Raw genomic sequence first — 19,210 nt, 5'->3', positions numbered from 1 at the left:
AGATAATTTGTTATTTTCCAATTGATTGAAACAGTTTTTTCACTTACTGCTCAAAAAAATGATTCGCTAAACTGTATTGCTTTCCTGAAACGATGTCGTATTGAAGCAGCTTGTATTCTTCGTAGATTTCCTGCTGTGCCGCGTTCAATTGTGCCTCTTTACGCCATTGGTCGCTTTGGTAGTACAGATTCCGCTCAAATGCAGGGAGTTCCTGTTCAAGGGCTAATAAAAGCTGATAGAATCCGCTTGTCTTTTGATTGGTCTGCTCTAACAAATCTGCGGCGAAATAAAAAGGACTCGTTACCGCATCTTGGGTGCCGCTCTTTTCTAACTTCCCTGCACTGTCGAACATCAAGAATTGGGTTTCATGCAGTGTCTGTTTGTCATTTTGCGCCTGGATCTCATCTGAATAGATCCCAGGAAGATGATCGCCCCAAAAGACGACGAGAGTTCTTCGAGACAACTCACTCAATCCTTTTGTAAATTCTTTTAGCGCTTTACTGCTGTATGCGATATCCTGCAAGTAGTTATCTAGACTCAGTGTGTCGCTGTTATCACTTGTTTTTGCAGAATAGTCTAGCTGAGAATATTTGCCGTTATAGGGCATGTGCGTCTGCATCGTGACTAAATGAACGAATTGAGGTGTCTCTTCCTCTTTTAAAAGATCCATGACTTCTTGATAAGCTGCGTCATCTGATATATAAGGATTATCATCGATCGTATCGGTGTGCGTCATGGTCCGTTCACTGATGAACTGGTCAAAACCAAGTGTTTGATAAACATCCTCTCTTTTATACATAGAAGTATTATAAGGATGGATGGCTGTCGTCCGATAGTCTTGGGCATTCAGCATCGAGACGATCGAAGGCAATCGATCCATTTTTGGCACAAGCATCGTATACGGTGTGGTAAGCTGTGCATTGAATAAGGACATTGAAAAACCGGTCAACGCTTCAAATTCGATATTTGCTGTCCCCCCACCATAATTTTGAGAAAGCATATTGCCGCTGTAGGTCTGGTCTGCTACTGCGTAATAATCGGCTAATGGATCTCCAGAAATGTCGACACCCTTCAAGCGACTTGGATCTGAGAAGCTTTCACTCATCACATAGATGATATTCGGTTGTTCTTCATCTGCCGTCTTGTTCTTCTCATCGGCGATCTTCTGATACTTCTCAGTGATTTCTTTGATTCTTGCTTTAGAATACCCTTCTGGCTGCTCCATCGGGTCGACTTTCAAATTATAGAGGAATCCGCCGATGAATCCAGTGTTGTAATAATTCATTTTCTGACTATAGGGAATCCATAATGCTGTTTTATCGTATGCTTTACGAAGAAGATTGTCTGGCTGATTGAAATTACTGATGTAACTGAGCGTAATGGCAGTGACAGCTAAAGTGACAACTCGCAGTATTTGGAAATGCCGTCCTTTTTTCAAACTGCGAACCATTCCCCAAATAAATAATCCCACCGCCGCTGCGATCAAACCGGCAAGCAGCAGGAACAGTCCTGTCCCTGTCATGTCTTTCAATAAACCGAATTCCGTGATCATCTTTAGATCATCGGGATAAATCGGCTCTTGCCGGTAACTCATTTTCATATAATCAGCATATCCCAGTACTCCGATACTAATCATATAAAATAAAGTGCCGAAAATAAATGAACCGGCTACAGCGATAAAAAACAGCAAGACGACTAGCAAAACCAAACAAGCGAGCAGGAATTTCTCTGTGTGCCATGAAAAAGCGAATTTCAATGCTAAATCAACGGAAAGCTCATTTTGGCACCATTGCAAATACAAATTACTGAATACGACAATAAAGACAGCACTTATCGTGATAGCCGTTATTTTTAAAATCTTTTTTTGCTTTTGCGAGAGATTGTTCAGATATCTTTTCAAACGACTGCTCCTTCATTTATTTCTTTGATCAAGACAATTTTATACTGTCTTTTTTATTGTAGTAGCCCCGAATTCGAAAGTAAAGAACTGTCGAAAGAATTAAGGAAATCAAAATGATTCGCTTTGTTTTTTTACGAATAAGGATTCTTCAGTAGACGTACGCGTTTGACTCCTGTGATCTGTTCGATCTGTTGCTTTATCTGAGTCAGAAGCTTTTTGTCCGTATTTTCCACATCGATCAGCAAATACTGGTATCCCTCTTTATGACTGCGGGTGAGATCACCAATCGAGACTTGCTGGTTCTTCAAAATGGAGAAGATCTCTGCTAATATATTTACTTTTTTCTGATAAAAAACAGTGATTCGAAAAGGTGCCTGGAATAACAATCGCACAGAAGGATAATTGACCGATTCGGTGACGGTACCAAACAACAAATAATCCTCTAATGCTTGGACAGCTAGTCTACTCCCGTCAGCCAGTGCTTCTTGTGTAGAACCGCCGATATGCGGAAGCATCATAATCCGCTCATTTCCTAGAAATTCTTCTTCCGGAAAATCGGTTATGTATCTTGCAAGCTTTCTTTCTTCCACTAATCGTAAGACGGCTGATTTTTCTACGATACCGTTACGTCCGACATTGATCAGTACAGCACCTTTTTTCATTTTTTCCATCTTTTGCTTATCTAGAAGATTCATTGTTTCTTTTGTCAGCGGAAGCATGACTACGACAAAATCCGCAGCGGATAAAACAGCTTCCAAGTTGGTTTGATATACATAATCCAAATGAGAATCATTTTGTGCGTAGCCTAATACATTCATCCCCAGATCGTAACAGCTTCTTGCTACCGCTTGACCCACAGCACCCAAGCCAAGTAATCCGACTGTTTTTCCCGATAATTCCTGACCGGTATAATCGCCTCTTTTTTCCTCTGCTTGCGTCAAAATATCTGGACCTTTCAATTGCTGGACCATCTGACTTGCTTCATTTACTGGTCGAACTGAGAGCAGCAGGCAACATAACACAAGTTCTTTTACTGCATTGGCATTGACGCCGGGTGTATTCATGACAATCGTTCCGTTCTCAGTGGCTTTTTCAACGTTGATAGTATTGACTCCGACTCCTGCTCTGGAGATCGCCAAGAGTTCTGGTACGATCCATTCCTCTTTGACCACTGTACTTCGAACGAGGATACCTTGTGCAGGTAAGTCTTCTGTGATTTCAAATAAATTTTTAGGTATTTTTTCCATCTCTTCTTCTGTCAGTAAATCTAGCAAATGGATACGGTACATCGCGTCTCCTCCTTTTCTATCCTAGTGTTTCAACCGATATTTTTCTCTGATCGTCGTTACTGCCTGATGCAGAACAGCTTTTTCACAACCTCATACACGGTGTTCCAGAGATAGCCTATCGGCAATAAGGCACGATTTTGTAAAATATGGGAAGCTATTTTTCAAAATCGCTTCTTATCGCTCAAGACTGAACATCTCTGTCACAACCTCTATCCCAAGTATCTCTAATTATCAAAAATTAGACAAATGTTTGCTTTGGCTCCGTGACCTCATCGGCTTTTCTAGGAAGGTTGGATGAAAACGAAAAAACAGCTGAAACAAGATGACTGTCTCAGCTGTTCTATTTGATTAGTGATAACGAGCCTTCAAAAGGATCGAATGGCTCCTTATCTGATCACTACATATTCCAATCCCACTAATTTTGCCCAAGTCTCGATTTGATCTGTCGTTAGTTTGAGAGAGACCACGGTATGATGACCACCGCCTGCTTGGATCCATGCATGGATGCCTTCGTGGAAGTTTGGCTTCACTTCCCAAAGCACTCGCGCTACTGGCAAGTTAGGTGCTTCAACGGTCGGTTCGAATGCTTCGACTTCATTGATAAGTAATTTGAAGTGCGTGCCGAAATCTGCCATAGAAACAACGACTCCGTTCCCGGCTTTCCCATCAAAGACCAAACGTGCCGGATCTTCTCTGTCTCCCATCGATAGTGGAGAAACGACGATGCGTGGCTTGGTCGAGGCAAGGGTAGGATCTACCTCCATCATGTGGGATTCCAAGATTGCTTCTCTCCCGCTAGCCAGTTCATACGTATAATCTTCCATAAATCCAGTGCTTTCGCCGCGAGCCATGATTTTCATCAATCGATCGATCGCTGCTGTTTTCCAGTCTCCTTCTCCGGCAAATCCATATCCTTCTGCCATCAAACGCTGTACAGCTAAACCAGGAAACTGTTTCATCCCGTATAAATCTTCAAAGTTCGTTGTAAAAGCTGTATAGCCGCCTTCTTCCAAGAACCGGCGAATACCGATCTCTTGTCGTGCTTGGACTTTCACGTGTTCTTCCCACGTTTTTTCTTCATAATCCCCATAGTCGAAGGTGTATAACTTTTTGTATTCATCAAATAGCGCTTCGACCTCTTCTTTTGAAACAGCATCGATCACTTGGACAAGATCTCCGATACCAAAATAGTCAACTGTCCAACCGAATTGGATCTGTGCTTCTACTTTGTCGCCTTCTGTCACGCCGACATTACGCATATTGTCGCCAAAGCGAGCCACTTTGATAGAAAAGCTTTCATTATAAGCGACTGCTGTATCCATCCATTCCGAAATCTGCTTTTGGACTTCTGGACGCTTCCAATAGCCGACGACGATTTTATTTTGTTTGTTCAGTCGCGCATTGATAAAGCCGTATTCGCGGTCGCCGTGTGCTGATTGGTTCAAATTCATGAAGTCCATATCAATCGTCTGCCATGGAATACTTTCGTTATATTGGGTTGCTAGATGGAGTAAAGGTTTCTGCAACAGTTTCGTTCCTCGTATCCACATTTTTGCTGGTGAGAATGTATGCATCCAAGTGATTACACCCGCAACTTCATCTCGATAATTGACTTCTTTCATGATTTTTGTGATCGTATCCGCTGTGACTGCTAGTTCCTGAAGCCGGATCGGATAAGGCAATCGTCCTTGACTATTCAACTCATCGACCATTTCTTGTGCATGTTTCTTTACTTCCTGTAATGCTTCTTCACCGTATAAGTGCTGTGACCCTACGACAAACCAGAATTCTTTTTCGCCGATTTTTAACATAACTATCTCGCTCCTTTTATTTTCCTTGTCCGTAATAGGCATCTTTGCCGTGTTTTCTCAAATAGTGCTTATCCAAAATGCGTGAAGGAAGTTCTTCCGCAAAGGTATTCAACTGCCGGGTAAAGAGATTCATTTTGCAGACCTCATCCAATACGACGGCATTCATTACTGCACTAGCAGCATCTTTTCCCCAAGTAAAGGGGCCATGACCGTGCAACAGCACACCTGGTACTGCCAATGGATCGATGTCGCGTTCTTGGAAGGTTTTAACGATCACATTCCCTGTCTCATGCTCATAGCCGCTGTCGATTTCCTGCTGTGTCAAAAAACGTGCACAAGGAACTGATCCATAAAAAGTATCCGCATGCGTCGTTCCCATTGCAGGAACATCTAAACCTGCTTGTGCCCAGATCGTTGCCCAAGTGGAATGAGTATGGACGATCCCACCGATCTGCGGGAATTTTCGGTACAAAACCGCATGAGTAGGTGTATCTGAGGAAGGATTCAGTTCTCCTTCTATGATATGGTTGTCCAGATCAACAACGACCATATCTTCTGCTGTCATCTCTTCATAGCTGACGCCACTTGGCTTGATGACAAAGTAGCCTGTCTCCGGATCAAAAGCGCTCACATTTCCCCATGTATATTTGATCAGTCCGCGTTTCGGCAATTCTAAGTTTGCCTGAAATACTTCTTCTTTCAATCGTTCTAACATTCCGACGCACTCCTTTATTCAACGCAGCTTCGTAATAGCTGTTTTTTCGATCTCGATTCCTTCGCGATAACGTTCGATGAAGACCTGATAACCCGCTAACTCTTCCTTGCTTGGAGAAATCGTTGTCCCTGTATCACCTGCAAACACATCATTGGCCAGAAATGCTTCCAACGTTTGTCCGCTTTGATCTAGCATATAGGCTGCTAACAACGCGATCCCCCAAGCACCGCCTTCTCCTGCTGTTTCCATCACTGTCACTGGTGCTTCCATGGCAGAAGCTAACAGTCGCTGACCAACTTCTGGTGTTTTGAAGATCCCACCATGTCCGACTAACCGGTCGATGTGGACAGCTTCTGATTTCAAGATGTCCATACCGATCCGCATGGCACCGAATGAACTAGCTAGATGGACACGGATAAAATTAGCTAGCGTGAATCGGCTTTCAGGAGTCCGTACGAATAAGGGTCTTCCTTCATTCACACCCATGATATTCTCTCCGGAAAAGTAACCGTAAGAAAGCAATCCGCCACAATCGGGATCTCCTTCCAGCGACTTTTCGAACAAGACAGAAAACAGTTTTTCCCGGCTGATCTCCATCCCTAATGTATTCGTGAATTCCTCAAAAAGATTCATCCACGCGTTGATTTCTGAAGAACAGTTATTTGTATGCACCATTGCGACTAACTCACCAGTCGGGGTCGTCACTAGATCGATTTCTGGATGCACTTCCTGTAGTTCTTTTTCCAGCACGATCATCGCAAAAGCAGAAGTACCTGCTGAAATATTCCCTGTTCGTTTGGCTACACTGTTCGTGGCAGTCATGCCGGTCCCTGCATCTCCTTCTGGGGGGCAAATCGGGATACCAGGTTTCAAATTGCCTGTCGGATCGATGAGATAGGCACCAGATTCTGTCAGTTTCCCGCCTTCTTCCCCAGCAAGTAAGATCTTAGGCAGGATTTGGTTCAAATCAAGATCGATATGCTCTTTTTCAATCAGCTGATCAAAGATTTCTTTCATTCCTTGATGATAGTTTTTTGTAGCGGTATCGATTGGAAACATGCCAGAAGCATCCCCGATACCAAGGACTTTCTCACCTGTCAGCTGCCAGTGGACATAACCTGCAAGCGTTGTCAAAAAAGTGACTTCTTTTATATGTTCTTCTTTATTTAAAATCGCTTGATAGAGATGTGCGATGCTCCAGCGTTGCGGAATATTATAATGAAAGTTTTTCGTCAGCAGCTGTTCTGCTTCTTGGGTCATGGCATTTCTCCATGTCCGAAACGGCGTCAATAACTGATCATCCTTATCAAAAGCTAAATAACCATGCATCATGGCGCTGAATCCGATCGAACCGATCGTTGTGATCGTCTCGCCATATGTCTCGAATACTTCTGCCGCCATTCTTCGATAACTGACACGCAGACCTTTCCAAACATCCTCCAGAGGATAGGTCCATATCCCATTCTCCAATTTGTTTTCCCATTCATAGCTGCCTGATGCAATAGGCGTGAATGATGAATCGATCAGTACTGCTTTGATTCTTGTCGATCCAAACTCGATCCCTAAAGATGTACGTCCATCTATGACATCTAGCATACTTTGTGCATTAATCTCACTCATATTGATCATATTCCCTCCTTTTCGACAAACTAATCAAATCGCTCTTCGTTTTAGTAGCGCTTGCAAGAATTATTTTATACTTTTGTACGTACATGTCAAGGAGAAATTTTAAATAAGCTTAAAAAAACGCTTGTTTTGTACGTACATAAGTTATAGAATGAAATTGCTTACAACAAACAAATCAAATCGCCTTCTTGAATAAGAGGGAGACAGTTCTATATGAAAAAAGAAAAAAGAGTTTCTGCATCGTTTATTTATTTTTTCGGCGCGTTTGGCGGCATTTTATTCGGTTATGATATTGGTGTGATGACAGGTGCACTACCTTTTTTGCAAAATGATTGGGGACTGGCCGGGAATGCTTCATTGATCGGTTGGATCACTTCTTCAGTCATGTTGGGAGCGATTATCGGCGGTTCTTTGTCAGGGCTTTTATCTGACAGATTAGGTCGTCGAAAAATGATTCTGATCTCAGCGATCATTTTTATGCTCGGCTCCCTTTTATCTGCTGCGGCACCTCATAATGGATCTTATTTCTTGATCGCATCAAGGATCTTACTGGGACTAGCAGTAGGCGCAGCTTCTGCTTTGGTCCCTGCCTATATGTCTGAAATGGCTCCTGCACATCTTCGCGGACGCTTGTCAGGCATCAATCAAGTGATGATTGCTTCCGGTATGCTGCTTTCTTATATCGTCGACTATTCCTTAAAGGGACTGCCCGAAACGATCGCTTGGCGCTCCATGCTTGGACTGGCAGCCGTCCCTGCTTTGATTTTATTCTTCGGTGTGCTAGCTTTACCAGAATCACCTCGCTTTCTCATCCAAGCCGGTCGACTGGAAGAAGCTAAACAAGTACTGCGTTATATCCGGACTCCAGAAGAAGCGGAGCAGGAATTTACTCAGATTTCACAAAATACTAGACAGGAAAAAACGACTACTGCGTCTTGGCATACCCTGTTTTCCGGAAAATATCGTTATCTGGTCATGGCGGGGATCGGTGTGGCTGTATTTCAACAGTTCCAAGGGGCAAATGCTATTTTTTACTATATTCCGCTGATTGTGGAAAAAGCAACGGGACATGCAGCGAGCAATGCCTTGATGTGGCCTGTTATCCAAGGAATCATTTTAGTTGCTGGTTCTCTGCTCTTCTTAGTGATCGCCGATAGATTCAATCGCCGGACGTTACTGAAGATAGGCGGCAGTGTGATGGGGATCTCCTTCATTTTACCTGCTCTTTTAGGAACTGTTTTGGATGCTCATACGAATTCGATCCTGATCATTTTCTTTTTGTGTCTTTATGTCGCTTTTTATTCTTGTACTTGGGCACCATTGACCTGGGTACTGGTGGGCGAGATTTTTCCATTAGCTGTTCGCGGACGTGCTTCCGGTCTAGCTTCTTCATTCAATTGGATCGGTTCTTTCTTAGTCGGGCTATTGTTCCCTATCATGACTGCTTCTATGCCGCAAGAATTCGTCTTTGGTATTTTCGGGATCATTTGCTTTTTAGGTGTCCTATTCATTCAAGGGCTGGTGCCGGAAACTCGCGGGAAATCTCTAGAAGAAATCGAACAACAGACAGTAAGAAACCACGCTCCTCATTCGATTTTTGCAAAACATTCTTGAAAAAAAGTGTCAAGCAAAATAGGATGGAGCAAGCGCTGAGCGCTTGTTCCATCCTATTCTATTTTTCTTTGACTGAATCCCGCTCAACCAATACTGGTTCATAAAGAATATTAGGTTGTGCGTTCCCTTCTTCGATCGTTTTGACGATCCAATCAGCTGCGTCACTTCCCAGTTTTTCTTTTGGATGAGTCAATGTGGTCAGTTTTTTGTTCCCTATCTGGCTTAAAGAAGAGTCATCTGTTCCCATGATCGACAGGTCTTCTGGTATCTGATAGCCGTTTTCTGTTAATTCGTCCACTAATAAACTGGCGATCTGATCATTATAACAAATGATTCCGCTTAATTCTGGCTTTTCCTTTAACCGCTGCAATGTTTTTCCAATGATCGTTTTTCTGGTCTCTGTAGTAAAAGTGATGACATCTTCCGGTAAGAAGTGCACGTTATATCGTTCGCAGGCACTGATGAAGCCTTTCATCCGATACTTCCCTTGAAGGTCATCGATCTTTGTGATGAACAGCAAGTGCTGATGCCCTTTTCTGATCAAATGTTCTGCAGCCATGAAACCGACTTTCACATCATCTAGGCAAATATAAGAAGCATTCAATTCTTCATATACTGCATTGATCATCACCATAGGAATCTGTTCGCGCAAACGGACATAAAGTGCGAGATTCGGATTATACTGACTGCTTTTTGTCGGTTCGACGATCAATCCGTCTACGCCGTAATCGATCATTTTCTCCAAACATTCTTTTTCTAATTCGTGGTCATTGTTGGTACTTGCCAGAAGCAGCGAATAACCGTATTTCCGCAGTTCATTTTCGATCCCACGGATGATTGACGGAAAAATATAATCCGAGAGATATGTCGTGATCACACCGATCGTTTTATTTCTGTTTTGCATCATCTTTTCTGTTTTATAACGGTCATCTACATAAGTCCCTGAGCCTTTTTCCTTACGTAAATAACCCTCGTTTACCAGCACCGCGATTGCTTGACGGATCGTATGTCTGCTGACATTGTATATTTCCTGTAATTTGAACTCTGACGGGATCGTCGTATTTCGTTCATATTCATTTCGGAGAATTTTTTGTTTGAGCTCTTCTGCGATATCTTGATATTTTGCCATTTGCCTTACTCCTTCTGATCTGTACGTACATATATAGCTCATTATACACAAAAAAAGACAACTTGGATATTTCCAGCTGCCTTTTTTGCTTATTTTCATTCTCTATATCGATAAAATTAGACGCCTTTTTCCAACCCAAGAGCGATCTCTGATTCTTTCACTGGATTTTTCAGTCCTAAAGCACCTATCACTGTCACGATCAGTACTATGACCGCTAAAAAAATATAAGTTTCTTTGAAGCCGATGCTGTCATACATTCTGCCGGCAATCGTCGAAAACGCAAAAACCGAGATCTGCTTGGAAAAATTGAAGCCCAGAAGATACACAGTCGCTGAAAGCCGCCAATCGAAAGCACCAGAGATATATTTCATCACAGAAACAAGCAATAATGGCATCTCAACAGCCGCAAGAAGCCGAGCACCAGATAAGACGATCCAATTCGGCGCAAGTGCACTAAGCATCACTCGAATGAAAATCAGACAGCCGAAAAAGATCATTCCTTTTTTTGCACCGATCTTATTGATTACACTTGGCATCGGCACCATGATCATCGCTTCTAGCGCGACCTGTATAGAAAGCAATCGACTGTAGATGATCGTTCCTTGAGAGATATCATGAAAAAAAGTACGGTAATAAATGGCGAATTGCTGGTCGACTACGTCATAGATTGCTGCAGTCCCCACGAAGAACAAACATAAGAGCCAGAAATTTTTGCTTTTGAACAATGTAAAGATTTCTTTTCGAGTGACTTCATTTTTTTCTTCTGTCAACTGCTCGCGATCTTCAAGGTTCACTTTGTCCCCAAAGATCACTAGTGCCGTCAATACGACAGACATGAAGGAACATAACCAGAAGATGGAATAAGGATTTTGCGTGAAGATGATCCCTCCCACAAACGCTGCAACCGCTCCGGCGATCGAACCACCAAGCCTTGAGTGTCCATATTCGAATTTATTCACTAAACTAGCTCGTTCGACATATGTTTCGACAACTCCGACACCGCCATTTAAAACAAACGCTAAATAGACGCTGCCGATAAATGCACCAAAGAAAGTATTGATCGTCAATAGAGGGATGAATCCCCATTGGAAAAACGGCCCGATGAATACCCCCGCTACTGTAATCGCTATCAAAAGACTTTTCTTGAATACCAACTTATCGGATAGCACGCCGAATATCGGCTGATAGAACAATGAAACAAATGCCATGAACGAAAAGATGATACCCGCTTGCGTTCCGTCAAGTCCTGCAACCTGTTGCAGCCACAGAGACAAGAAACCAAAAATCGTCGCCCAGATAAAGAAGTAAGTGAAATGTGTCCCGGCAAAACTCCAAAAATGATTCGTTCCTTTTTTCATGATGATCCTCCTATCTCTTAGTCGTTTGTATATGGCAGTGGTTTACCGAAAACTGGAAATCCGCGATCATCCCAGCCGAACGCCTGTACTTTCGTATGTCGATTCGGATCATACAGAGGATCTCCTTTGATTTCCGTATAATCTCGGCAATGATAGACTAGGATATCTGTTTCACCGTCTTCTGCCACGGTGAACGAATTGTGTCCAGGCCCGTACTGTTTCGTCGCAAGGTCGCTTTGGAAAACAGGCACTTCGCTTTTGGTCCAGTTATCTGCATCCAGAAGATCCGAATCCAGATCAGCATAGATCATTCCCATACAATAGTTCTCATCGGTAGCGCTTGCAGAATATGTGATGAATATCTTGCCATTTCGCATCAGGACTGCCGGCCCTTCATTCACCATGAATCCTTTGCATTCCCAATCATATTCCGGTTTCGTCAACATGACCGGTTCTGTTTTCAATGTCCATGGATTAGCCATTTCCGCAATATAAAGATTCGAGTTCCCTTCGATTTCATTGTCTTTTTGTGCCCAGACATAATACAGCCGATTTTCGTGCTCAAATACGGTCGCATCTAAGCAAAACGTATCTAAATGACTGACCACTTGTCCTTTTTCCTGCCAATTTTCATCTGACATCGGGTCTTCGGCCTCACATGCCAAACAATACATCCGGTGAGTGAACAAACCGTCGATGATTTCTGCTGTATGTGTCGCTGCGAAATAGACATACCATTTTCCATCGACATAATGGATTTCTGGTGCCCAGATCAGTTTACTCATCTCACCAGTATCATGTTTGCGCCAGATCGTTCGCGGTGCAGCATTCGCTAGACCAGCAATCGTTTTCGACCGTCTCAACTCGATACGGTCATAGGAAGGGACAGAAGCGATAAAGTAATAATAGCCGTCCGTGTGTTTATAAATGAATGGGTCCGCGCGCTGGATGATCAGCGGTTTCTGATACGCCTCGTTCATTTGTTTGATTTTTGCTTCTTCTTTCAATGCTACAGTCATTTTGTTGCCTCCTTCATTAATTTATGTATAAATCATACCCCTTAAAGAAAACGCTGTCAATAATATATATATTAATTATTTTTATATAAAAATAATAAGTTAATAAAAACATTAACTATAACTTTGGTTTCAATTAATAACATTGACTACATTAACTAGTATGTTAAGATTAGAATATACATGAAATAGGTGAGGATAATTATGCAGATAGATATCACAGAGGAATCACTCCCCGTTTACGAAGCACTAGCTAGCAAGGTACGGATCAGAATCATCCAGCTGCTTTCCAAAAATAAGATGAGCGTCAAAGAACTCGCGCAAGCGCTTGGTATCAGCAGCGCAATCACGACGATGCATGTCAAAAAACTAGAAGAAGCGAATATCATCAAAACGGAAAAGATCGGACAAAAAAAAATCTCCAGTCTCCGCGTGGACAAGATCAATATCAGTTTTCCTGAAAAAATATTCAACGCCTTCGATACCAAAGAAACGTCCATCCCAATTGGACATTATACGAATTATGCGATCGAGCCGACTTGCGGATTAGCGACGATCCATGATTTCATCGGTACAGTCGATGAACCACGTTACTTTGTCGATCCTAGAAGGATGGATGCACGGATTCTGTGGTTCACCAGCGGATTTGTCGAATACCAGTCACCGAATTTTTTGAATAAAGAAGATACATTGGAAATGCTGGAAATTTCCGTGGAACTTTCTTCCGAATTCCCTTTTTCGAATGATAACTGGCCGTCAGATATCACTTTCAGTCTGAATGGTGTAGAGTTAGGCACATGGACAAGCCCTGGGGATTTTGCTGATATCCGCGGCAAATATACACCTGCCTGGTATCCGGATAACCTCAATCAATATGGTTTGCTAAAAACGATCAGGATCACGAAACACTTGACGAACATCAATGGCGAACCGCTATCTAAGGTGACGATCGGCGATATACCGAGTACAGAAGATACGTGGAATCTGCGGATCGAAGTCAAAGAAGATGCGAAAAACGTAGGAGGATGTACGTTATTCGGTAAAGGATTCGGTAATTACGATCAGGACATCAAACTAAAAGTTTACTATAGCTAAAAAAGCTCTTTCTGGTTTATCGAGCAAAAAAAAACAGCCACCTCTTGGAAATGAGCGGCTGTTTTTTGATTTCTTATTTCCAAAAATCATCGAATACCGAGATTGGCAGATGACGTTTATGCTGCGTTTTGTTCCACCATGCTTCGATTTTTATCTGGGCATCTGTCGGGATCTCTTTTCCTTCCAGATAATCATCGATCTCATCGTAAGTTACTCCTAAAGCAACTTCATCTGCGATCATTGGTTTACCATCTTCAAGATCTGCTGTAGGGATTTTTGTGTATAGCTTTTCTGGTGCGTCCAGTGCTTTCAGCAGTTGTTTCCCTTGCCGTTTGTCTAAACGGAACAACGGCAGGATATCTGCACCGCCATCGCCGAATTTGGTAAAGAAACCTGTGATGTTTTCTGCTGCATGGTCTGTCCCTAATACAGCTCCTGCTCTTTCGCCAGCTACTGCATATTGCGTGATCATTCGCTGACGTGCTTTGATGTTGCCTTTGTTGAAGTCGCTCACATCTACACCTGCTTCGTGCAAGGTTTGGACTTGTGCATCAACAGCCGGTTTGATGTTGACCCTCAGACTGACATCAGGCTGGATGAAATCCAGCGCAGCTTTTGCATCTTCTTCATCAGCTTGTTCGCCGTAAGGAAGGCGGACAGCGATGAACTGATAACTGTCGTCTTGTGTTTCTTCGCGCATCTCTTCCATCGTCAATTGCGCTAGACGCCCAGCTAATGTAGAGTCCTGACCGCCGCTGATCCCTAGAACGAATGATTTAAGAAATGGATATTTTTTCAAATAAGCTTTCATGAAGTCGATACTTCTGCGTATTTCTTCTTGGGGGTCGATGACGGGTTTTACACCTAATGTTTCGATTATCTCTGTTTGTAAACTCATTTTTCTCTCCTCCTAAGCTCTTATCTAAGCCTTTATCTAAGCTTCTGTATTCAATTCTGCCACGCTTTTTTTCATGCGTTCCATGATTGCCATTTTGTGGTTCCAGCAGTCTGTGGACAAGTCGACTGGATATTTTTGCGGATTCAAGTCACGTTTGTACTCTTCCCATAGAGAATCCAGATTTTCTCGTGTGTATTCTTTTATTTCTGGCAACGAAGGCAGGTCATATACGCGTTTCCCCTCGATGAAAATGTCCTGTAAGACGGGACGTGCTGTGAAATCACGGACGATTTTATTGATGAACGTATGCACTGGATGGAACATAAAGATCTCTGCTTCTTCACGAGGATCTTCATCCCAAAGCGTGACATAGTCTCCTTCTGATTTTCCATCTGAGTTGCGCGTGATCCGCCATACCTGCTTTTTGCCAGGGGTCGTCACTTTTTCTGCGTTACTTGAAAGCTTGATCGTGTCGACCATCTCTCCTTTTTCGTTTTCGATCGACACAAGCTTGAAGACAGCACCTAATGCAGGCTGATCGTAAGCTGTGATCAGTTTGGTTCCGACACCCCATACATCGATTTTAGCTTTTTGCATCTTTAGATTCAAAATTGTTGCTTCATCCAGATCATTGGAAGCATAGATTTTTGCTTCAGTAAATCCAGCAGCATCCAATTGATCCCGGACGCGTTTAGAGATGTAAGCCATATCTCCGCTATCGATACGTACGCCTTGGAAATTGATTTTATCGCCAAGTTCTTTCGCTACCCGGATTGCGCTAGGTACTCCGGATTTTAAGGTGTCATATGTATCTACTAAAAATACACAGTCCTTATGCGTCTTGGCATAAGCCATGAATGCCTCATAGTCGTTCCCGTAAGATTGGACAAGGGAATGTGCATGCGTCCCACTTGCTGGTATCCCGAAGATTTTCCCTGCACGGACATTGCTTGTCGCATCAGCCCCGCCGATATAAGCAGCGCGAGTTCCCCAGAGTGCTGCATCTAATTCTTGGGCACGTCTTGTCCCGAACTCCAGTAAAGGATCGTCACCGATGACGGATTTGATTCGTGCGGCTTTCGTTGCGATCAGTGTTTGGAAATTGACCATATTCAATAAAGCTGTTTCTACTAATTGGCAATGTGCCAACGGACCTTCTACTTGGATCAATGGTTCATTTGCAAAAACTAGCTCGCCTTCACGTGCTGAACGAACGGTCGCTTTGAATTCAAACTCTTGCAAATAAGTCAAGAACCCTTCTGGATAGACATCCAGCCCTCTCAAATAGTCAATATCCGATTCACTGAATGTCAGCTTTTCCAAGTAGTGGACCAAACGTTCCAGCCCTGCAAAAATCGCATAACCATGGTTAAAAGGCATTTCCCGGAAATAACATTCAAAAACGGCATGTAGATCGGCACGACCTAGTTCCCAGTATGTCTGCATCATATTGATTTGATAGAGATCAGTGTGCAGCGTCAAACTGTCATCTGGGTAAATTTTATTCATCTCTTTATTACTCCTCTTGGCAAGATTTCATTTCTTCCCCATTATATCAAAAAAAATCGAGAGGAAAAGAAATCTTCATTATTTTCTGAAAAAGTGCCTTTCTGATAGACTCATTAGGTCGAAACCTATTCGGATAAGCAAAAACCATCCTTTCCTATTAGCAGTTCGTCTAACAGAGAAAAGATGGTCCTTTTATTTCATACCTTTGAAGTAGAAACAGTCAAGTTCTTCTATTTTTTCTTATTCGATAGAAGGAATAACCTCCCCCTACGACAACAAGTGCTGCCAAAATACCAATGATTGCATACAACCACGGATTCGTATGATCTTCTACCGTAAATACTTCACGATTGACTGCCATCGCTTGTTCTTTAGTGATCGAGAATTCTTCCGTGAACAGCCATTCCCGTCCTTCTTCATCTGTTGCTTTCATGGAAAGCTGATAATCTCCTGCTTCGAGCGGCTTTGTATTCCCTGCTTCTCCATGGAAGATATTCATAGCAAAAACAGATTGAGGCGCGATTCCGCCGTTTTCGATCATTCGCGTCATGACTGGTTCCTCCGAGCCTTTTGCACGGATATCTGCTTCGATTTCTACCCCTTTGATATTGATCGGCTGAGGATTTTCCAGCACGGCTACTAATCCTGCATTGTTCGTGATGACTTCTGATTTGACTTCATTCAATTTCAGTTCAGGTGTCACTTCTGTATCATTCTCGCTTAGCATCAGGCCAATCACATACGCATATTCGCTGAAAATCTGACCGGGATTTTCTTCTTGTTCTTTCGTGAAATCTTTTTTTATCTGGATACCTCCGAGCAGTATTCCGTCAAAAGAAGTAGCAGGTGCATGGATATCCAATGAGACCAGACCTGCTTTTTGCGCGGGGATCGTCACTTCTTCCGGATAATCGACGAATTCACTAATCGGATAATTGATGATATGTTCCTCCGGTAAAGTATCTTGTCCATAATCGATGACGACATTCCCATTAGTCTGAGCAGTATTTATCTTGATATGATAGGTTTGTTCTTCATCCGAGAAATTATTGATCTGGATTTGGATCGTTTGTTTCCCGCCCGGATTTACGCGCAAGTCAAAAAACGAACGTCCTGTATCTCGCTGATTCTCCGGTAAAATCGGTTTGACACTGTAGTTTGCGTTTGAACTTTCCTGCGCTTCGGCGGAGATCGAAAAGCCTAGACCTGCAAGTATTCCGATAAACACGATGATTCGCCAATTTTTCATTCTCTTCCTCCGTTTCATTTATGTAAGAGGAGGTGTGACAAAAGTATCTTCTTCGAAAATAAGCCGAAATTTCACAAAAATTTGAGAAACAATTTTCGCAAATCCCTTCTTATTTCTTGAAGCTGCCCACTTCTGTGACAACCTCTCCACTAAACGGTGTTCTCCTGCCAACTCCTAGGACACAAGTCATAATATCCACAAAACATGAGAAGCTGTTTTTTGAAATTGCTCCTTGTGCCTCGGAGTTAAACGGCGAGCTCACAACCTTTGATAAACGGTGTTCCAACTGCTGCTTCTCGGCAATAAGTTCACTGAACGAGAAAATATGAGGAGCTATTTTCTGTTCCGTGTCCTTATTCCTTAAAGCAGAGCGCCGTTGTCACAACCTCTTCGCGAATGATTCTTTTACACGATCGCATTCATTGCTGTGTAAGTGATGGTACCGTTGTATTCTCCTACTGGTGTGTTATCTACAACAGTCAATTTTGGTGACTCCTCACTGATTGCTTCAATATGGTCAAATGTCCCTACAACGTAGTCGATCCCAAACGTTGCAGAAGCCGACAATACATCCTCTCCATTGATAGTCAGCGCAGAAGCGATGGCTCCAGCTTCTAGATTTGATGCCCGAACTTCCAGACTCCAGTCACCAGCAAGAATCGCATTCGTCCACGCCGCTTCTAGTTCGGACACTACAGATGGATCTTCTTCTCCTACATAATCACCAATGATCTGTAGTGCTTCTGCTTGGCTTTCTTCTATCGGACGGAAGTCAGACGCTTCTAATGCCCCTTCATATGTTCCTTCTACTGTTGCATTCGTATTGATTGCTTCTAATGTATGCACCCCGAAATCGATATCCGGTACTTCAGTCAACGTGAATTCGCCTGGTGCTGTCGGTAAGCCATCGATTACTTCAAAATCAACGATCTCTACTCGCGTATTTCCTTCTGCCGGTTCGCCAAAAGCAGCAGATACTGCTGTCGGTGCGAAAACTGTACATAATGCGATCCCTGTTCCTAAAATCCCTAATGTTTTTTTCATTTTGTTTTCCTCCAATTTTTGTTTTAAGTTTTATAAGTCTGCATTTACTAGCCGCCAAGAATGAGTGGCGTAATAATGCCCGCTAACTGTCTTTTCAGGAAAATTGATCATCGATCGTTCGCTGGGAATCGTGTACGTCACCAGTCCCCGCTCCACCTTCCCAGTGGATCTGATGACAGTCCGATACTCCTCGCCAGCGTCTTTCTTACGATACTCAAATGCAGTCAATCCTGAAAGTTTTTCTGTACTTGTGCCAAGAAACTCCCCTTTGCCCAGCTCATATGCCGGTTTCAGTACTTGTCCGCTTTTTCTGCAGATGAAATCTGCTGTTTTTAACTGCAATTCCCAATCTTGCGGTTCTTTTCTCGAGTCAAGAAATGTAATCGTCAGATCGTTGCTTTCGAAATGTTCACGATCATATTCATCGGTATACCGTGAGACAAATTCCAGATTATCGATAAACACCACTCGAGGAAATTCTTCATCCAAGGGAACTACTTGCAACGTCGTTTTTCCTTCGGAGCTAGCAGCTGCCGTTTGGGATATCCCCATTATCCCAATTCCGCCAATCGCTAAAGCAGACAGCAAGAATTTATTTTTCATTTTTCTCGCCTCCACGCTTTTGATGCCAATAGACCAAGTAACAGCTAAGAATAACTAGCGCACCTATAAATGAGGTGAGGCCAGCCTTGATCTCATTTGTTTTAGGAAAACCAGACTGTCCGATTTCTGCTTGTCCTTTCCCCGGACTTCCAATCGGATCTGTTATCTGCTTTTCATCTTGTGCCCGTTCATTGATCTGGATAACTGCGTGTGTATCTTCAAGATCTACTTGTGCAGATACTGTTGTAAAAGAGGTCGCAGTTCCCATGATCAGTGAGATGAGCACAATCCATGTCATATTAAGGAGTTTAACTTTCATGTGGATTCTCCTTTCACTTTTTGATTGAGGTGTAT

Annotated in this window: 16 protein-coding genes; 2 read left to right on the top strand and 14 right to left on the bottom strand. The window is 42.9% G+C overall.

Annotated features, from left to right (window positions below):
* Positions 1 to 43: 43 nt before the first annotated feature.
* The 5 genes from G7Y42_RS07540 to G7Y42_RS07520 form a co-directional block, all read right to left on the bottom strand.
* Positions 44 to 1,900: an LTA synthase family protein gene (locus G7Y42_RS07540; protein WP_165005321.1), complete on the bottom strand. Its 1,857-nt coding sequence runs from the start codon at positions 1,898 to 1,900 to the stop codon at positions 44 to 46.
* Positions 1,901 to 2,031: 131 nt separating this feature from the next.
* Complete coding sequence (locus tag G7Y42_RS07535) at positions 2,032 to 3,189, bottom strand: NAD(P)-dependent oxidoreductase (RefSeq protein WP_165005322.1); 1,158 nt, start codon at positions 3,187 to 3,189, stop codon at positions 2,032 to 2,034.
* 386 nt (positions 3,190 to 3,575) lie between these two features.
* Positions 3,576 to 5,000, bottom strand: coding sequence for an L-arabinose isomerase (gene araA, locus G7Y42_RS07530; protein ID WP_165005323.1), 1,425 nt, complete (start codon positions 4,998 to 5,000; stop codon positions 3,576 to 3,578).
* Positions 5,001 to 5,016: 16 nt separating this feature from the next.
* Positions 5,017 to 5,715, bottom strand: coding sequence for an L-ribulose-5-phosphate 4-epimerase (locus G7Y42_RS07525; RefSeq protein ID WP_165005324.1), 699 nt, complete (start codon positions 5,713 to 5,715; stop codon positions 5,017 to 5,019).
* An 18-nt stretch (positions 5,716 to 5,733) separates the two neighbouring features.
* Positions 5,734 to 7,335, bottom strand: a complete 1,602-nt coding sequence (locus G7Y42_RS07520; protein ID WP_165005440.1) for an FGGY-family carbohydrate kinase — start codon at positions 7,333 to 7,335, stop codon at positions 5,734 to 5,736.
* Between the two features lie 219 nt (positions 7,336 to 7,554).
* Here G7Y42_RS07520 and G7Y42_RS07515 point away from each other — a divergent pair, with 219 nt between their 5' ends.
* Entirely contained in the window at positions 7,555 to 8,955 is a 1,401-nt protein-coding gene (locus tag G7Y42_RS07515) for a sugar porter family MFS transporter (RefSeq protein WP_165005325.1), read from the top strand.
* Positions 8,956 to 9,013: 58 nt separating this feature from the next.
* Here the strand turns inward: G7Y42_RS07515 and G7Y42_RS07510 are convergent, their stop codons facing one another.
* From G7Y42_RS07510 to G7Y42_RS07500, 3 genes are all read right to left on the bottom strand, one after another.
* Positions 9,014 to 10,084, bottom strand: a complete 1,071-nt coding sequence (locus tag G7Y42_RS07510; protein ID WP_165005326.1) for a GntR family transcriptional regulator — start codon at positions 10,082 to 10,084, stop codon at positions 9,014 to 9,016.
* 116 nt (positions 10,085 to 10,200) lie between these two features.
* Complete coding sequence (locus tag G7Y42_RS07505) at positions 10,201 to 11,442, bottom strand: oligosaccharide MFS transporter (protein WP_165005327.1); 1,242 nt, start codon at positions 11,440 to 11,442, stop codon at positions 10,201 to 10,203.
* A 17-nt stretch (positions 11,443 to 11,459) separates the two neighbouring features.
* Positions 11,460 to 12,461, bottom strand: coding sequence for a family 43 glycosylhydrolase (locus G7Y42_RS07500; protein ID WP_165005328.1), 1,002 nt, complete (start codon positions 12,459 to 12,461; stop codon positions 11,460 to 11,462).
* Positions 12,462 to 12,662: 201 nt separating this feature from the next.
* Between G7Y42_RS07500 and G7Y42_RS07495 the strand changes: the two genes are divergently transcribed.
* The gene (locus tag G7Y42_RS07495) at positions 12,663 to 13,553 is read left to right on the top strand and encodes a helix-turn-helix domain-containing protein (protein WP_165005329.1); all 891 of its coding nucleotides are present in this window, start codon (positions 12,663 to 12,665) and stop codon (positions 13,551 to 13,553) included.
* Positions 13,554 to 13,626: 73 nt separating this feature from the next.
* Here G7Y42_RS07495 and nadE read toward each other — a convergent pair whose 3' ends face one another.
* The 6 genes from nadE to G7Y42_RS07465 form a co-directional block, all read right to left on the bottom strand.
* Positions 13,627 to 14,451, bottom strand: a complete 825-nt coding sequence (gene nadE / locus G7Y42_RS07490) for an ammonia-dependent NAD(+) synthetase (RefSeq protein ID WP_165005330.1) — start codon at positions 14,449 to 14,451, stop codon at positions 13,627 to 13,629.
* A gap of 36 nt (positions 14,452 to 14,487) precedes the next feature.
* The gene (locus G7Y42_RS07485; protein WP_165005331.1) at positions 14,488 to 15,960 is read right to left on the bottom strand and encodes a nicotinate phosphoribosyltransferase; all 1,473 of its coding nucleotides are present in this window, start codon (positions 15,958 to 15,960) and stop codon (positions 14,488 to 14,490) included.
* A gap of 220 nt (positions 15,961 to 16,180) precedes the next feature.
* The gene (locus tag G7Y42_RS07480; RefSeq protein WP_165005332.1) at positions 16,181 to 17,209 is read right to left on the bottom strand and encodes a DUF916 and DUF3324 domain-containing protein; all 1,029 of its coding nucleotides are present in this window, start codon (positions 17,207 to 17,209) and stop codon (positions 16,181 to 16,183) included.
* A gap of 405 nt (positions 17,210 to 17,614) precedes the next feature.
* Positions 17,615 to 18,253 (bottom strand): hypothetical protein, encoded by a 639-nt coding sequence (locus G7Y42_RS07475; protein ID WP_165005333.1) that lies wholly within the window; start codon positions 18,251 to 18,253, stop codon positions 17,615 to 17,617.
* A gap of 30 nt (positions 18,254 to 18,283) precedes the next feature.
* On the bottom strand, positions 18,284 to 18,856 hold the full coding sequence (locus G7Y42_RS07470; protein ID WP_165005334.1) for a hypothetical protein: 573 nt from the start codon (positions 18,854 to 18,856) through the stop codon (positions 18,284 to 18,286).
* Positions 18,846 to 19,175, bottom strand: a complete 330-nt coding sequence (locus tag G7Y42_RS07465; protein ID WP_165005335.1) for a hypothetical protein — start codon at positions 19,173 to 19,175, stop codon at positions 18,846 to 18,848. The genes G7Y42_RS07470 and G7Y42_RS07465 overlap by 11 nt, the downstream gene beginning before the upstream one ends.
* Positions 19,176 to 19,210: the final 35 nt, after the last annotated feature.

The organism is Enterococcus sp. ZJ1622, assembly GCF_011038845.1.
Taxonomy (GTDB): domain Bacteria; phylum Bacillota; class Bacilli; order Lactobacillales; family Enterococcaceae; genus Enterococcus_B.
The sequence above is the reverse complement of the archived record's forward strand: the minus strand, read 5'-3'. Positions and strand labels throughout refer to the sequence as shown.

Coding starts and splice junctions, on each gene's coding strand:
- G7Y42_RS07465 (WP_165005335.1), bottom strand. CDS start 19,175: ATGAAAGTTAAACTCCTTAATATGACATGGATTGTGCTCATCTCACTG.
- G7Y42_RS07495 (WP_165005329.1), top strand. CDS start 12,663: ATGCAGATAGATATCACAGAGGAATCACTCCCCGTTTACGAAGCACTA.
- G7Y42_RS07480 (WP_165005332.1), bottom strand. CDS start 17,209: ATGAAAAATTGGCGAATCATCGTGTTTATCGGAATACTTGCAGGTCTA.
- G7Y42_RS07520 (WP_165005440.1), bottom strand. CDS start 7,335: ATGAGTGAGATTAATGCACAAAGTATGCTAGATGTCATAGATGGACGT.
- G7Y42_RS07535 (WP_165005322.1), bottom strand. CDS start 3,189: ATGTACCGTATCCATTTGCTAGATTTACTGACAGAAGAAGAGATGGAA.
- G7Y42_RS07525 (WP_165005324.1), bottom strand. CDS start 5,715: ATGTTAGAACGATTGAAAGAAGAAGTATTTCAGGCAAACTTAGAATTG.
- G7Y42_RS07470 (WP_165005334.1), bottom strand. CDS start 18,856: ATGAAAAATAAATTCTTGCTGTCTGCTTTAGCGATTGGCGGAATTGGG.
- araA (WP_165005323.1), bottom strand. CDS start 5,000: ATGTTAAAAATCGGCGAAAAAGAATTCTGGTTTGTCGTAGGGTCACAG.
- G7Y42_RS07510 (WP_165005326.1), bottom strand. CDS start 10,084: ATGGCAAAATATCAAGATATCGCAGAAGAGCTCAAACAAAAAATTCTC.
- G7Y42_RS07515 (WP_165005325.1), top strand. CDS start 7,555: ATGAAAAAAGAAAAAAGAGTTTCTGCATCGTTTATTTATTTTTTCGGC.
- G7Y42_RS07505 (WP_165005327.1), bottom strand. CDS start 11,442: ATGAAAAAAGGAACGAATCATTTTTGGAGTTTTGCCGGGACACATTTC.
- G7Y42_RS07485 (WP_165005331.1), bottom strand. CDS start 15,960: ATGAATAAAATTTACCCAGATGACAGTTTGACGCTGCACACTGATCTC.
- G7Y42_RS07475 (WP_165005333.1), bottom strand. CDS start 18,253: ATGAAAAAAACATTAGGGATTTTAGGAACAGGGATCGCATTATGTACA.
- nadE (WP_165005330.1), bottom strand. CDS start 14,451: ATGAGTTTACAAACAGAGATAATCGAAACATTAGGTGTAAAACCCGTC.
- G7Y42_RS07500 (WP_165005328.1), bottom strand. CDS start 12,461: ATGACTGTAGCATTGAAAGAAGAAGCAAAAATCAAACAAATGAACGAG.